Consider the following 15,057-nt stretch of genomic DNA (forward strand, 5'->3'; position numbering starts at 1 on the left):
CCTCGCGCCTCCCGAACGGCATGGCTGACGCGGCGCGCCAGTCTCGAGGGAAAACCGGAAGAGAAGCCGGGGTTCCAGGCAGCATCATTCCGGCTGTGTTCCCCACTGCTCGCGACGCGCGCCGCCATGACAGGGGGGCTTTGACCGCTCGGGGCCTCTGGGACATTGTCCGCGCACCCTATGCGTCGCCTCCCAGACGCCGCCTCGCGCGGCAAGTCCATCACCATGGACCTCGAGGGCGAAACGGTCCCGGCACTCGAAGGCGAGCCCGTCGCCTGTTCGCTCGTCGCCGCCGGTGAATCCGTCCTCGCCCGATCCATCAAATACCATCGGGCCCGTGGCCCCTACTGCTTCTCCGGCGCGTGTTCGCACTGCCTCATGCGCGTGGACGGCGTGCCCAACGTCTACACCTGCCGCGTTCCCGCCCGCGACGGCATGAAGCTCGAGCGGCAGAACGCGTACCCCTCGGCGAAGGTGGACGTGTTCGAGGCCATCGACTGGTTCTTCCCCAAGGGGTTGGATCACCACGAGATGTTCGCCGGCATGCCCGTGGCCGAGCAGGTCATGGCGAAGGTGGCGCGCCAGCTCGCGGGCCTCGGTCTGCTGCCGGATGCGCCCGCCCCGGCGCGCATGCCCGTGCAGGTCGTGCGCATCCGCGTGGCCGTGGTGGGCGCGGGCGCGGCGGGACTCGCGGCGGCCCAGACCCTGGCCGCCCGGGGAGTGCCCTTCCTGCTGTTCGAGCGCGACAGCCAGCTCGGTGGCCGGTACCTCACGGGCGCACCGGAGCCGGACGCTCCCTCGCTCCCGGACACGAGCACCCTGCCCCAGGACAGCGTGCGCACACGGGCCACGGTCATCGGCCTGTTCGACGACGCGGCCGGGCGCTTCCTCGCCGTGGTGGCCGAGGATGCCCAAGGTCCCCGCCTGATTCAGGTGTACGCCGAGCGCTTCCTGATCACGCCAGGCGGCCATCCGCCGATGTTGCCCTTCGAGAACAACGATCTGCCGGGCGTGTACTCGGGCCACGCGGCGAGCCTGCTGGTGCGCCGCTACGGCGTGGCGCCCCCGGTGGCGGCGCTGGTGGGCTCGGGACCGGAGCTGTACGCGCTCGCGCGGCTGATGGAGGCGCGGGGAACGAAGGTGGCGGCGGTGGTGGACCTGAAGGGCCCCGTGCCCCCGGACGCGCCCGCGGGCAGCGTGCGGGGCAGCGCGCCCAAGGCACACGGACTCGGCGCGGTGAACGCGCTGAGCTACGAGGGTGAGTCCGGCCGACGGGTGAAGGTGGCCTGCGACGCGGTGCTGGTGGCGGTGGGCACCAGTCCGAGCTTCGAGCTGGCGCGCCAGGGCGGTGCGAAGGTGGAGTTCAACGAGGCACGCGAGGTGTTCGCGGTGGTGGCGGACGCGGATGGGCGCACGGCGGCGCCGGACGTCTGGGTGGCGGGAGACGTCACGGGGGGCGGGAGTACGGCCCAGGCGGCGGCGGCTGGCCGGCGCGCGGCGGAAGCGCTCGCGGAAGCGCTCATGGGAGGGCAGTCATGAGCAAGCAGATGGTGTGCTCGTGCGAGGACGTGACGGTGGAGGACATCCGGCACGCGGTCGCCAAGGGCTTTCGCGACGTGGAGTCCGTCAAGCGCTTCACGGGCTTCGGGACGGGGGTGTGCCAGGGCAAGAGCTGCCTGTCGGCGGTGGCGGCGCTGCTCGCCCGGGAGAAGGCGCAGAAGCCCGAGGGCCTGCTGCCCTTCACCCCCCGGCCTCCGCTCTACCCCACGGAGCTGTCGGTCCTGGCGTCGCTGCCGGTGGACGAGTCCCAACCTCCCGTGGGGGGCATGTTCGAGGAGACGGGCGTCTTTCCGCCCGTGTTGCGGCCCGAGGCACCGGTGCCCAAGAAGGCGAAGGTCGTCATCATCGGCGGCGGCATCCTGGGCCTGGCGCTCGCGTACAACCTGTCCCTGCGCGGAGAGAAGGACGTGGTGGTGCTCGAGCGCGGCTACCTGTGCGCGGGCGCGTCCGGACGCAATGGCGGCGGCGTGCGCATGCAGTGGGGCACGTCGGCCAACATCGAGCTGGCCAAGCGCTCCATCGAGCTGATGGGCCGCTTCGCGCGCGACATGGGCATCAACGTGTGGCTGCGCCAGGGCGGCTACCTGTTCATGGCGAAGACGAAGGCGGTGGCCCAGCGCCTGGAGCGCAACGCCGCGCTGCACAACAAGCACGGCGTGCCCACGCGGATGCTCACCGTGGACGAGGCGCGGGACATCGTCCCCGGACTCACCCTGAAGGACGCACAGGCGGCCTCGTTCAATCCGGAGGACGGCGTCATCTTCCCCTGGCCCTTCCTCTGGGGCTACGCCAACGCCTGCCGCAAGGCGGGCATCGCCGTGGAGACCTTCACCACCGTCACGGGCTTCGAGCAGTCCGAGGGCTTGGTGCGCAAGGTGAAGACGGACCGGGGCGACATCGCGTGCGACACGGTGGTGGTGGCCTGCGGTGCGTGGAGCCCGGAAGTGGCCCGGCTCGCGGGGGTGCAACTGCCCAACGAGCCCCACCGGCATGAGATCCTCAGCACCGAACCGCTCAAGCCCTTCTTGGGCCCCCTCGTGTCCGTGTTGGACTCAGGGCTGTATTTCAGCCAGTCGATGCGTGGGGAGATCGTCGGCGGCATGGGAGACGCGCTGGAGCCCGCCGGGTTGAACATGGGCTCGACGCTGCGCTTCGTGTCGCGCTTCGCACGGGCGCTCACCGAGCAGTTGCCCAACCTGGGCCACGTGAAGGTGCTGCGGCAGTGGGCGGGCTGCTACGACGTGACGCCGGACAACAGCCCGGTGCTCGGCCGCACACCGGGGCTGGAGAACATGCTCCAACTGTCCGGCTTCGTGGGCCACGGCTTCATGATGGCGCCCGCGGTGTCCGAGCGCATGGCGGAGTGGATGACATCGGGCACGTCCGACGAGCTCTTCACCCGCTTCAACCTGCGCCGCTTCCAGGAAGGCAAGCTGGAGCGCGAGGACATGATCATCGGCTGAGAGCCCAAATCCCCCTCCCTTGGACGTCTCGCCACCGGTACGACCGGGGGCGTTCACGCCGTTCAATCAGAAGGAGTGCTCACGAAGCGGTTGTGAGCATATTTCCTGTTCGCCCCGCGACGCTCACTCCCGAACTCCCCGAGAAAAGGAAGGCGCAACGTGTTCACCCGTCGTGCTGGTTCGCGCCTAACGGGCACACGGCTGCGTCCTCTGTTGGGCGGATGGGTCCTCATCGTTCTCTTCCTCTTCTCCGCCTGCGCGACGAGCGCACCTCAAGGCCGTCGATTCAACCCCCCAGCGGAACCGGAAGGGCGCCCGGCATCCGCCGTACACTCCCTGGACTTCCTGGAGCCGGGCGCTGTCTCCACGCGTCCAATCCCCATCGCCAAGGCCGAGTTTCAACGAGCCCTCCAGCGACTCTCCCGCGACATGCGGCTGACGGCGAGTCCACGGGAAGCCGCCCGTGAGCTGCTGAACGAGATTCTCTCTGGGACAGAATCCAATCTGGCACGACATGGCAGGCGAATGGCGACGGAACTCTTCCGGATGCTCACCTTTTGAAAGGGACGGCCATGGGGTGGCTCGAGAACATTATCATTGAGAATAAGGCGCTCGAGAACGAACGGTTCGAAGCGACAGACAAAGACTCACTCTATTTCCTCGGTCCCAACCTGACGCTGAGCAACTGCACTGTCATCCTGAAGGTGCCAGCCAAGCGATTGCACATCCTCGGAGCCCGGTTCATCGACTGCACCTTCGAGGTGAAACAAGAGTTGAAGAACCATCAATCCTGGGTACGAGCCTCGCTCGAGGGCTGTCGGTTCAAGGGGCGACTGATGGGGTGCGATTTCGGGCACTGGCCCGAATACGGGAGTGCACCGGAGTATCAACACGGGTTCATCGAGGCACGATTGGACGCTTGCCGCATCATGGGGTGTGACCCCACGACCCTGCGCCTTCCCAAGTGGCCGTGCTTCACCATCCTGGACCCCATCCGCAGAGCCCCCGAGCTCCGCGGCGTCACGTGGCCGGGCCTCTTTGGTCGAGTCATCGTGGAGGAGCTCCATACCCAGCCAGCTCCCACGCGGGCATTGACCTACCATGCCCCCTCTGTCGCCAAGCGGATGGAAACAACTCCCGAAGAACTCAGGGCCGTCATCGAGAAGTTCGACTGCGTCGTCTTCTGACGCGCCCCGGCCGTCAGTGGCCCGGCGTCAACACCGCGCCGGGTTTGTCATGCGTGCCCAGACGCCCGATCAACGTGGCACTCGCTTCATTGAGGCCGATGAGCATCACTTCCACTCCCCTGCTCCGGAACTTGAGCACGATCCGGTCGATGGCCGCGACGGCCGAAGCATCCCAGACATGTGAGTGCGTGAGATCGATCTCCACCCGTGTGACGTGCTCCCGGAAGTCGAAGGAGGCGATGAAGCGCTCCACGGAGACGAAGAAGATCTCGCCCATGACGTCATAGCGCCGCCGCTGGCCGTCCTCGCTCAGCGAGCTCTTCACCGACACCAGCTTGGCCACCGTGCGCGCGAAGAAGATGGCGCTCAGCACGACGCCCACCAGCACTCCCTTGGCCAGATCATGGGTGAGCACCACGGTCAGCACCGTGGCGACCATCACGACGGACTCGCTCCCGGGCAGCACCCGCATGGCCCCCAGCGACTTCCAATCAAAGGTGCCGATGGAGACCATGATCATCACGGCGACGAGCGCGCCCATCGGGATGCGCGCGACCCAGTCTCCGAGCACCAGGATGAGGAAGAGCAGGAAGATACCGGCGAAGAAGGTGGACAGGCGCCCTCGCCCACCGGAGCTCACATTGATGACGGACTGGCCGATCATCGCGCACCCGGCCATGCCGCCGAAAAAGCCCGTCACGATGTTGGCGATGCCCTGCCCGAACGCCTCGCTGTGCTTGCAACTCGGCGAGTCGGTCATCTCGTCAACGACCGCCGCGGTGAGCAGCGACTCCAGCAGTCCCACGAACGTGAGCGGCACGGCATACGGGAGGATGATGCGCAGTGTCTCCAGGGTGAAGGGAACCTGGGGCAGGTGGAAGAAGGGCAGAGACGTGGGCAGCGCGCCCATGTCTCCCACCGTCCGTACGGAAATGCCGGTGGAGATGGACACCGCCGTGAGCACCACGATGGCCACGAGCGGCGAGGGCACGGCCTTCGTCAGCCGGGGCAAGCCGTAGATGATGGCCAGACCCGCGGCCACCATGGCGTACATCTGCCAGGAGGCGCCGGTGAACTGGGGCAACTGAGCCATGAAGATGAGGATGGCCAGCGCATTGACGAAGCCGGTCATCACCGGGCGCGGGACGAATTTCATGTAACGGCTGAGCCGCAGCGCTCGAAATACCAGTTGAAGGACACCGGTGAGGATGGTGGCCGCGAAGAGGTACTCCAGGCCATGATTGGCGACGAGCGTCACCATGAGCAGAGCCATGGCGCCGGTGGCCGCCGAGATCATCCCGGGACGTCCTCCAAAGAACGCCGTCATCACCGCGATGATGAAGGAGGCATAGAGGCCCACCTTGGGATCGACTCCCGCGATGATGGAGAACGCGATGGCCTCGGGGATGAGCGCGAGCGCCACCACGGTCCCCGACATCAAGTCCCCCCGGATATTGGAAAACCACTCCTGCTTCAGCTGTGCCACATACGCCGTCGTCTTCAAGCTGTACTCTTCTCGGTGATAGGGAATAGGAGTCCGCGAGGCATCGGGTCTCCCGATGCCTCGAATGCGAAGGGCCCACGCTCCAGCGAAGCGGCCGCGCTCGCGGACGCAACCGTCGCGTGCGGCGAGGCCGCCGCGAGAACCGAACCGTGTGCCGGAAACAGAGACGAAGGGAGGAAGCAGCCTGGGCTCACCCGGAAGGGGGCGAACAACCCGGCGCGTTCCCGCCAGTCCTCGTCATGGTGGAGTCAGCATCCGTGAGCGTTCTCGCCCATCCCTCCACGCATTGCAATCGAAACCCGAGCGCGCTCAACCCCGCGCGCGGGCATCCATGCAGGCGCGGCAGGCCAGGCCGTCCCGGAACGCCTGCCCCTCGCGCAGGGACTTGCGCTGCCGGCACAGCACACACCCGAAGGTACCCGGTGTCTCCACGGGCTCGGTGAACGCCTCGACGGGCGGAAGGGCGGGCGGCTCGATGGGCAGGCGGTGGACCGGGACACCCGGCGTCGGGGTGACCTCGTCCTCCTCGTTCAACTCGACGACCTCCACCTTCCGAGTCGGCACGGGGACGGGCGGCGGCGCCCGGAGCGGCGGCGGCGCTTGACGTGGGATGCCCAGCGCGGCCAGCTCCGTCTCATCGATCAGCAGGCCGTGACATGCCGAGCACACCTCGACGGGGGCGCCCGAGCCCAGTTGCGCGGGCGTCAGCAGGATGCGGCACTCCACGCACGAGTGAGGTGTCTCGCCGCCCACGAGCTGATGCCGGGCCTTGTACTACAGTTGGACGTGGATATTGGGCGCTCTGCGGCGGTAGTGGCAGAGTTTGGCGACGGCCTGATGATGGCGCCGCCAGCGGCTCCAGCGCAGGATGAAGTCCAGCGCGGGCCGCACCACCCAACGCGCGAGTTTCCACATCAGACGTCTCACTTCCTGAACACTGAAGCGGATAAGGACAGGCCTCGCCGCCGTCGAAACGCTCCCATGCGACTGCTTCGATGCGGCGGGCCCAGGCGTTTTGGGACTGGGTGCTCCTTCTCGGACGCGTTGGCTATGACTCGCGCGGCCGCCAGGAATGCATGTGCTACCAGGCACAACGTCATGTGGCGGTACCACCCTCGCCATTTCCTCACCTCATAGTCGTCCAGTCCCACCTCCCCCTTGGCCGACTCGAAACATTCCTCCACCGGCCAGCGCTTGCCGGCCGCTTCCACCATGGCGGCCAGCGACGTCGTGGCCGGTGCATGCACCAGATAAAAGCTCACCTCGCTCTCCTCCGACACGCTTCGACGGAAGAGAAACCACCGCGCCTGGGTCCCCTCATGCGAATTGACTCGGACTCGCGCCCAGTCATACCAACGCGGTCCCTTGGCTCCCGCCCCCGCCGACAGCCTCGTCCATTCTCGCCTCTTCACCTCTTTCAAGACTTCTCCCGCCGTCACCTGCTCCACCCCGCGCCAGGCGTAGGTATTGGAGGCCACCGCCAGGACATACCGTTGCGACTGGCTCTCCAAAAACCGTCGCAACTCTCCATCCCGGCCATACACCTCATCTCCCACCACCCACTCGGGACGGAGTCCCGCGTCGAAGGCCCGCTGGAGCATGGCTCGCGCCAGCTCGGGTTTCGTCTGGAATCGCACCCGCCGTGGAATTCCCGCCTGACGACATCGGTCCGGGTCCTCCAGCCAGTGCTCGGGCAGGTACAGTTCGCGGTCCACCAGGCAGTGGCCCTTCTCGGTGACGTAGGCCAGGAAGACGCCTATCTGGCAATTCTCAATGCGGCCCGCCGTGCCACTGTACTGCCGGGCCACTCCCGCGGACTTGTCCCCCTTCTTCAAGAAGCCTGTCTCATCCATGGACAAGACGCCCCCCTCGCCCAGTCGCTCGCGGGCATACGTCAACACGTCATCCCGCAGCGCGTCCTCGTCCCAGTGCGCCCCGTTGAGCAGATGTTGAAAGGCGTAGGGCGTCGCCCTGCCCACCTCCTCGCTCAAGCCCCAGGCATTCTTACGCTCGACTCGGGCCAGCAACCCTTGCAACAGAGCCTCCGCCGAGGCTCGTGTCTCCGGACGTGCGAAGTGGGGCTCCACCCACTCCCGCACGCGGCGCCACTCCTGCTCCCATTTCTGGACGAGCACCGCTTCGTTGTTGTCCGAGACGATGGCGCTGCTGGACATGACCGCCCCCAGGTGAAGGTGACTTCTCCCATGGGTTGTAACCACGCCACCTCCGGCGTCACCTTCTCCTGCGTTTCGCTTTCTCTCCTGGCTCCCCACCAGACAAGTGGGGCCCGCTATCCCACCTCCGCAGTTGCGCGGACCCAGGGCTGCGCTATCTCAGTGGAGAAGGTACGTGCGCGGGGCCCACGGAAGACGGCTCAAGGGAGGTGGTCGCAGCGACCGGGTCAACGGCACTCCTCTGTCGGCCTGGAAAGTACAACTGTAGTACTTGGCGCCAAAGGAGTTCTGGAGGTGTCCCCCCGCCGCCCACACCTTCGAGCAGTGGGCGCAGCCCCACAATTCGACCTCGGTGCCAGCGGGACTGGTCACTCGAAATGGTTGAAGTACGCGCGTGCAGTGGGGACAGCGGGTCTCGGCCTTCATGGCCGTGAATCCTAGGCCATCCGCCCTCCGATTCGAGCCCTCTTCTACTCGGCGCCGAACCAGACGCAGGCGATGCCCAGGTCGTCCCGGAGCACGTTTCCCTCTTGGGCGAACGCCTCCAGGGCCACGGTCAACCGGCGCTTGACGAACCCACTGCCACGGTCCTCGAACGCGAGCAGTTCCCGCGCGACTTCTGGGGTCGGCACCTGGCCGATCTTGAAGAGCCCATCCGTGAGCACCGCGATGGCCTCGATGCCCTCGTCCGCGGGACGGAAGCGCTCCACGTAGCCCTGACTCAGGCGATCGAACTCGTGCCGGATGGACCCCGACTCCATCACCTTGAGCCCCCCGTCACGGGCTTCCCGGAACACGAGGAAGCGCTCGTGGGCGGGATCATCGACCCCCTTCTGGATCTCTCCCACGTACTCCCGGTACAGGTCCTCGTGCAGGCAGTAGTTGAGATAGAAGGGCGCGTTGCTGTCCCATTCGAGCCAGACGACCTTGTAGCGCCCGTCCGCGTAGCGCAGGACATAGGCGCCATCCCCGAAGAGATAGACGGCCGCGTCGCGGGGATTGGCCACGAAGCCCACCAGGGTGGCGAAATAGTCCTGCCGGTCCGTGGAGATGTGGTTCGCCAGGAACTCGGTCTTCAACGCGGAGAAGAACTCCGGACCGAACGCCTGCACGGGCTCCTTGAACCGGGGCCGCAGGGCCTTCTGGAAGGCGAAGCAGAGCGCCCGGGCGCCCACGTCGGTATGGGTGTACATGCCCGAGCACCCATCCGACACGACCCCATAGACCGTGTCCGTACCGAAGGCGCCCGACAGGGCGTAGTCCTCACAGGGCGTGCCTCTGACGAGGTGGGGGTGTCCGGTGGCGAAGAAGTGATCGGTGTTCATCGACGGACGTATCCTAGCGCATCGCGTTGTTCTCGTTTTCCTTATTTCGAGATTCAACCTCGCCGTCCTGCTCTTGCTGGGGCTCGTGAGCCGCGAGGGGCAGATCGTCGAGCAGATCCTGGGCGATGCGCTGCCGTAAGGCTGACGCACTCCCGCTTCTCGGGAAACAAGAGACCAAACAGTCATCATTGAAAAACCCGAATAAATCGGGGATGAACTCCTGAGCCTTCAACGAACCTCCGCGAACGCGCGGACCCGGGAGTCCTCCGGGAAAAGGATCAAGAGCCAATGAAGACGATCTGGAAGCAGAGCCTGCTCGCCGCGATGTCTCTGGTGGTACCCCTGAGCGAGAGCCTCGCCGGGACGGCGGACTTCACGGTGCAGTATCAGAACTACAACGCCGCGGGGCCCAACGACGACATCATCGAGGCGGGCATCCAGCTGCGCAACAACACCGGGGCCGCGATCCCGCTGAGCGGCGTCGTCGTGCGCTACTGGTTCACGAAGAACGGCGCCACGCCGACTCCGGCGTGCTGGTGGTGGAACGCGCCGGACTGCTCCGCGATTTCGTTGACGAGCGGGAGCGTGTCCGCCACGGGAGCGGATCAGTACGTGGAGATCCGCTTCAACGGCGCCGCTGGCAGCCTGGCGGCGGGCGCGACGACCGCGCCGATCGATCTCGGGATCACGTTCGGCGGTGTCGCCGTGAACGAGACGGATGACTATTCGTACGGCAACCAGACGACGGCCGCCAACTGGAGCCGCATCACCGTGCACGACGCGGGCTCGGCGCCCACGGGTGGCCTGCGGGGTGGCACGCCTCCCACGGGCGGGACCACGCCTCCGCCCTCGGTCTCGGCCGAGTTCTTCGATGACTTCACCTACAACAGCACGGCCGATGCGGCGTTCACCAATCTCTGGACGGTGAGGACGTACGCGGGCGGCCCCGGCGTGGGTGGCGCGACGTGGTCCGCCGGCAACGTCTCCATGGTGAGCGAAGGCTCCAACCGGCTGATGCGGCTGCAGGCGAGCACCAACGGAAGCGCGGCGGGGACCTCGCACTCGGAGGTCATCTCCCGGGCCCAGAAGTTCAAGTTCGGCACCTACGCGACCCGGATCAAGTTCCGCGACGCCCCGCTGTCCGGTCCGCGCGTCTACGGCGACAAGTACGTGGAGACCTTCTTCGCCCTCACGCCCTACAACAGCGCCAGCTACTCGGAGCAGGACTACGAGTACCTGCCCAACGGCGGCTGGGGACAGGGCAACACGTCCACCATGTTCCTGACCTCGTTCGACAAGAACAAGGCGGCCAGCCCGGAGCGCAAGCTCAGCTACAGCCATGACGGCTGGCACACGCTCGTGCTGCACGCGTCGCCCTCGGGCAACATCTACCACATCGATGGCGTGGAGCTGGCCAACCACACGTCCCAGTTCGCGCCGCTCATCAACCAGTTCCTCGACTTCCAGATGTGGTTCATCGAGCTCGGCACCACCAACGGCACTCCGCGCACGTACTTCGAGGAGGTGGACTGGGTGTACTTCGCCAAGGACACGTACCTGAACACCAACGCCGTCAACGCGACGGTGACCAGCCTGCGCAACGCCTCCGTGCCCCGCAAGGACACGGTGCCCTGAGCGCCCGTCCGGGCCGCCCCCTCCTCACCGGGGCGGCCCGTGCCGTGGGCGTCAGCGCGAGCGCAGTTGAACCTCGAGCGACTCCATCTTGCGGATGACCGGATGGGGTCCGAACGAGGGCTCCTTCACGAGGCTCATGGTCGGGAAGCGCTCGAGGATCCTGTTCATGACGACCTGCAGCTCCAGCCGCGCCAGGTTCGCCCCCAGGCAGAAGTGCACGCCATAGCCGAAGGCGATGCTCGAGTTGGTGTTGCGGCGCGCGTCGAAGACATCCGCCTGGGAGAAGGCGGCCTCGTCGCGCAGCGCGCTGTTGAGCATGAGGAGGATCATCTGGCCCTTCTTGATCGTCACCCCCCCCACCTCCACGTCCTCGAGCGCGTAGCGGGCGAGACCCATCTTCCCGAAGTTGTCGAAGCGCAGCACCTCCTCGATGACGCCCTTGATCAGGTCGGGCTCCACCAGGACCTGCGCGAGCAGCTCGGGCCGCTTGAGCAGGTTGTAGGTCGTGAAGCCGATGAGGTGGATGGTGGTCTCGAACCCCCCCACGATGAGCGAGGACACGAGCGACAGCAGCTCCGCGGTGCTGAGCCGGTCTCCCTGCTCCTCCGTCTGGATGAGCGTGGTGAGGATGTCGTCGGGCAAGGGGTTGCGGCGCCGCTCCTCGATCGTCTCCCGCACCAGGGCAATGCCCTCCTGGACATCGGCGCGCAGGGCGGGCACGTCCTCCGGACGGAGCAGCCCGGGCAGGAAGCTCTTGACCGCCGCCTCCGTGAAGCGATTGAACAGGGTCTCGCGCCCCTTGGGGATCTTCAGCATGGAGCCGATCACCCGGGGGGGAATGCGGTCCGCGATATCACTGACCACGTTGACGGTGTCCTGGCCCGACACCTCATCCAGGATTTCATCGACGATGGCCTGCACCTCCGGCCGCAACCGCTCGATGGCGCGCGGCGTGAGCGCCGGGCTGACGAGCTTGCGCAACCGGGCGTGATCCGCGCCCGACAGCGCGAAGAGCCCCGCGTTGTTGAGCTCCGCCAGCTCGGGAATGATCGCCGCGATACCGGACACCGAGGCGAACTCCCAGTGGGCCCGGTTGGTGCTGAAGCGCTTGGAGTCCCGGAGCATGGCGAGGGCCTCCTCGTACCGGGTGACCAGCCAGGCCCGGCCCTCCTTCCAATAGGACAAGGGCGCCGCCTTGCGCAGCTCCTCGAGCACGGGAAAGGGATTGGCGGCGAAGCCAGGCGCGTCCGGAGAGAAGGACACGGTGGGCGGATGGGATTGCGTCGAGTCAGGGGACATGGGTCATCTCCTTTTGGGCACGGCGAGCGGTAAAGGGGACTTCATTCCTCGGAGAGCGAGAGCGCCTGCTTCGGACATCCGCGGATGGCCTTCTCCACCTTGGCGCGCAGCTCGGAAGGAACGGATTCGGTGAGGACGTGCAGCTGATCCTTGTCATCCAGGTGGAAGGACTCGGGCGCCGCGCGAACGCAGACGCCATTGGCCTCGCAGCGATCCCAATCAACCACGATCTTCATGCTCATCTCCTAGCGGTGGAACCTCGAAACGGAACGGAACGCGTCAGGCCTTCAACAGCCGGAGCACGAGTTCGATGGGCGGCCGCGCCCTGCCTGGGTGCAAGGCCTGGCTGATGGCGAGCCCCTGGGTCACGGCCATCCACGCGCGCGCGAGCTCCCCCGGCGGACCGGCGGCGGCCTCCCCCGTGCGCTGCGCCTCCTCGATGAGGGCGGACAGGGGCTCGCACACGAGCCGCTCCAGGCGATCCAGCGCCTCACGCACCGTCTGGGGCGCGTCGTCTCCCGTGGAGGCATGCACGATGATCAGCAGGTGCTCGGAGGCCACCACCGAGCTCTCCCCCATGATCGAGCACACGTACACCAGCCGCTCCCACGCGGTGATGGGCATCGCCCGGGCCCGGGCGATCAGCGCCTCCCACCCCTGAACCGACTCCTCGATGACGGCGGCGAAGAGCGCTTCCTTGCTGGGAAAGTAGTGGTGCACCAGCCCATGGCTGATCCCCGCCGCGGACGCGATGTCGGAGATCTTCGCCGCCACGAACCCCTTGCGCGCGAACACGCCCCGGGCCGCGCTCAGCACGTCCCTGCGCCGCTCTTCTCGAAGCTGCTCCACCCGCGCCGCCGGGCGAGGACTCATGCTCTTCCCCAGTCGTTGATTGACTGTCCGGTCAATCAACCATTTCCGAAAAAGTAGCAAACCCGGACAGGAGGACGCAACCCATCCCGGAACAACCCGCCTTCCACTGAACTATTGGGGCAACGAGGTGCGCGCGGCCTCCGCGAAGAAGTCCACGACGGCGCGGATCCGGGGCGCGAGCGGCCGGCCCCGCACGAAGGCGAGGGAGATGGGCAGCCCTTCCTCCGACATGTCCTCCAGGAACACCTCGAGGCGGCCCCGCTTCACGTCCTCGGCCACGGAGAGCTCCGGCACACTCGCGATCCCCAACCCATCGAGCAGGAGCTGCCGGAGGGCATCGTTGCTGTCCGCGGCGAAGGGGCCCCGGGGTTCGAGCTGTCCCCCTCCCGGGAGCTGCCAGGGGACGCGCAGGCCGCCCCGCAGGTAGGCCAGGTGCACATGTCCGGCGAGTTCCTCGATCGTCCGGGGGGTCCCTCGCGCGCGCAGGTACGCGGGAGAAGCGCAGAAACAGCGGCGCAACCGGCCGATGCGCCGGCGCGCGAGCCGTCCGTCCTCGAAGGTGCCCACGCGCACCGCCACGTCGACGCGCTCGGCGATCAGATCCACGAATTGATCGCTCAGACTCACCTCCAGCTCCACCTGGGGCCAGGCCTGGGCGAAGCTCGCGATCCGCGGCATCAGCCAGAGACGGCCCAGATCCCTGGGCGCGCTCACCCGCACGCGCCCCCGGGGCACCGTGGCTCGAGTGGCCTGGGCACACGCGTCCTCGATGTCGTCGAACGCCTGGCGCACCCGGTGGAAGAACTCCAACCCCTCGGGGGTGAGCTCCAGGCCGTGCACCCCCCGGACGACGAGGCGCAGGTTCAAATGGGCCTCGAGCTTCGCCACCTTCTTGCTGAAGGCCGAGGGCGTGGTGCCCGCCTCCCGGGCCGCGGCGCTGAAACTCCCCGAGCGCACACTCTGGATGAACGCTTGCAGGTAGGGCCAGATCTCCATGGTCGTGCCTCCATGGCACAGGCCTTGTGCCCGGCCAAGCACTGCCCTCGCCCACGCTCCGGGAGTACTTGAGGTCCACTTCTTCCTCGAAGACAGGTGGACGGCATGCAACGCGCATTCTTGACGGGAATCACGGGGTACATCGGCGGCTCGGTGGCCGAGGGGCTGCGGCGCAAGGGCTATTCAGTGACGGGCGTGGTGCGGACCCAGGCCCAGGCCGAGCAGCTCTCGGCCCGGGGGATGACCCCCGTCCTGGGCACCCTGGACGACGGAGCCCTGCTCGCGCGGCTCGCGCGCGAGGCCGATGTGACGATCAACGCGGCGGATTCGGACCACCGGCCGGCGATCGAGGCGCTCGTGGGCGGGCTCAAGGGCACGAACAAGACGCTCATCCACACCAGCGGCTCGTCCGTGGTGTCGGAAGAGGGCACGGGCGCGCCCTCCGAGCGCGTCTTCGAGGACGACACGCCCTACACGCCCGTCCCCGGCAAGGCGGACCGCGTGGCCATCGACCGGTTCGTGCGGAACTCCGCGAGCGAGGGGATCCGCGCCATCGTCGTCTGCCCCACGATGATCTACGGACGGGGCCTGGGCCTGAAGCGCGACTCCCAACAGCTCCCCTTCCTCATCCACGAGTCCGTGCGCCGCGGGGCGGGCGCGCACATCGGACCGGGCCTCAACATCTGGTCCAACGTCCACATCGAGGATCTCACGGAGCTCTACCTCCTGGTGCTCGAGCACGCGAAGCCGGGGGACTTCTTCTTCGCCGAGGGCGGAGAGGCCCGGCTGCTGGACATCGCCGCCGCGATCAGCCGGATGCTCGGGTTCGGCGGACGCACGGTCACCTGGCCCCTGGATGAGGCCATCGCCTCGATCGGCGAGGGCTTCGCCCGCTTCGGCCTGGCCTCCAACAGCCGCGTTCGCGCCACCCATGCGCGGCGGCTGGGCTGGAGCCCCCAGGGCCCCTCCTTGCCGCGGGACGTCGAATTCGGCAGCTACCGGGAAGACTTCGCCGCCCTCGCGAAGTAGCCCGCATGGGCT

At 67.1% G+C, this 15,057-nt stretch carries 15 protein-coding genes; 6 read left to right on the forward strand and 9 right to left on the reverse strand.

Going from position 1 to position 15,057, the window contains the following annotated elements; translation table 11 throughout:
* The first annotated feature begins 180 nt into the window (after nucleotides 1–180).
* From MEBOL_RS37975 to MEBOL_RS37990, 3 genes are all read left to right on the forward strand, one after another.
* Entirely contained in the window at nucleotides 181–1,539 is a 1,359-nt protein-coding gene (locus tag MEBOL_RS37975; protein WP_095981982.1) for a 2Fe-2S iron-sulfur cluster-binding protein, read from the forward strand.
* A complete protein-coding gene (locus tag MEBOL_RS37980) occupies nucleotides 1,536–3,023 on the forward strand; it encodes an FAD-dependent oxidoreductase (protein WP_095981983.1) in 1,488 nt (495 codons plus the stop codon). The genes MEBOL_RS37975 and MEBOL_RS37980 overlap by 4 nt, the downstream gene beginning before the upstream one ends.
* Nucleotides 3,024–3,595: 572 nt before the next feature.
* Nucleotides 3,596–4,210 carry a hypothetical protein gene (locus MEBOL_RS37990; protein ID WP_095981985.1) on the forward strand — a complete coding sequence of 205 codons (615 nt, stop codon included), beginning with the start codon at nucleotides 3,596–3,598 and terminating at the stop codon, nucleotides 4,208–4,210.
* 13 nt (nucleotides 4,211–4,223) lie between these two features.
* Here MEBOL_RS37990 and MEBOL_RS37995 read toward each other — a convergent pair whose 3' ends face one another.
* The 5 genes from MEBOL_RS37995 to MEBOL_RS38010 form a co-directional block, all read right to left on the reverse strand.
* The gene (locus MEBOL_RS37995) at nucleotides 4,224–5,714 is read right to left on the reverse strand and encodes a SulP family inorganic anion transporter (protein ID WP_281256617.1); all 1,491 of its coding nucleotides are present in this window, start codon (nucleotides 5,712–5,714) and stop codon (nucleotides 4,224–4,226) included.
* Between the two features lie 309 nt (nucleotides 5,715–6,023).
* A complete protein-coding gene (locus MEBOL_RS38000; RefSeq protein WP_218920851.1) occupies nucleotides 6,024–6,467 on the reverse strand; it encodes a zf-TFIIB domain-containing protein in 444 nt (147 codons plus the stop codon).
* Between the two features lie 21 nt (nucleotides 6,468–6,488).
* Complete coding sequence (locus MEBOL_RS42060; RefSeq protein ID WP_170115460.1) at nucleotides 6,489–6,629, reverse strand: hypothetical protein; 141 nt, start codon at nucleotides 6,627–6,629, stop codon at nucleotides 6,489–6,491.
* An 8-nt stretch (nucleotides 6,630–6,637) separates the two neighbouring features.
* On the reverse strand, nucleotides 6,638–7,888 hold the full coding sequence (locus tag MEBOL_RS38005) for an IS701 family transposase (RefSeq protein ID WP_245919228.1): 1,251 nt from the start codon (nucleotides 7,886–7,888) through the stop codon (nucleotides 6,638–6,640).
* A 470-nt stretch (nucleotides 7,889–8,358) separates the two neighbouring features.
* A complete protein-coding gene (locus MEBOL_RS38010; protein ID WP_157823912.1) occupies nucleotides 8,359–9,213 on the reverse strand; it encodes a protein phosphatase 2C domain-containing protein in 855 nt (284 codons plus the stop codon).
* Between MEBOL_RS38010 and MEBOL_RS41675 the strand changes: the two genes are divergently transcribed.
* Together MEBOL_RS41675 and MEBOL_RS38015 are read left to right on the forward strand one after the other, a co-directional pair.
* Complete coding sequence (locus tag MEBOL_RS41675; protein WP_157823913.1) at nucleotides 9,206–9,352, forward strand: hypothetical protein; 147 nt, start codon at nucleotides 9,206–9,208, stop codon at nucleotides 9,350–9,352. The genes MEBOL_RS38010 and MEBOL_RS41675 overlap by 8 nt on opposite strands.
* Before the next feature lie 149 nt (nucleotides 9,353–9,501).
* Nucleotides 9,502–10,848, forward strand: coding sequence for a cellulose binding domain-containing protein (locus MEBOL_RS38015; protein ID WP_095981989.1), 1,347 nt, complete (start codon nucleotides 9,502–9,504; stop codon nucleotides 10,846–10,848).
* Between the two features lie 51 nt (nucleotides 10,849–10,899).
* On the opposite strand, the gene MEBOL_RS38020 is transcribed toward MEBOL_RS38015, so the two are convergent.
* The 4 genes from MEBOL_RS38020 to MEBOL_RS38035 form a co-directional block, all read right to left on the reverse strand.
* Nucleotides 10,900–12,147 (reverse strand): cytochrome P450, encoded by a 1,248-nt coding sequence (locus MEBOL_RS38020; protein WP_095981990.1) that lies wholly within the window; start codon nucleotides 12,145–12,147, stop codon nucleotides 10,900–10,902.
* Between the two features lie 41 nt (nucleotides 12,148–12,188).
* A complete protein-coding gene (locus MEBOL_RS38025) occupies nucleotides 12,189–12,383 on the reverse strand; it encodes a ferredoxin (protein WP_095981991.1) in 195 nt (64 codons plus the stop codon).
* 43 nt (nucleotides 12,384–12,426) lie between these two features.
* Nucleotides 12,427–13,020 (reverse strand): TetR/AcrR family transcriptional regulator, encoded by a 594-nt coding sequence (locus MEBOL_RS38030; protein ID WP_095981992.1) that lies wholly within the window; start codon nucleotides 13,018–13,020, stop codon nucleotides 12,427–12,429.
* A 111-nt stretch (nucleotides 13,021–13,131) separates the two neighbouring features.
* Nucleotides 13,132–14,016 carry a LysR family transcriptional regulator gene (locus tag MEBOL_RS38035; RefSeq protein ID WP_245919229.1) on the reverse strand — a complete coding sequence of 295 codons (885 nt, stop codon included), beginning with the start codon at nucleotides 14,014–14,016 and terminating at the stop codon, nucleotides 13,132–13,134.
* A 105-nt stretch (nucleotides 14,017–14,121) separates the two neighbouring features.
* On the opposite strand from MEBOL_RS38035, the gene MEBOL_RS38040 reads away from it, so the two are divergent.
* Complete coding sequence (locus MEBOL_RS38040) at nucleotides 14,122–15,045, forward strand: NAD-dependent epimerase/dehydratase family protein (protein WP_095981994.1); 924 nt, start codon at nucleotides 14,122–14,124, stop codon at nucleotides 15,043–15,045.
* The last annotated feature ends 12 nt before the right edge of the window (nucleotides 15,046–15,057 follow it).

This window comes from Melittangium boletus DSM 14713 (assembly GCF_002305855.1).
Lineage (GTDB): Bacteria > Myxococcota > Myxococcia > Myxococcales > Myxococcaceae > Cystobacter > Cystobacter boletus.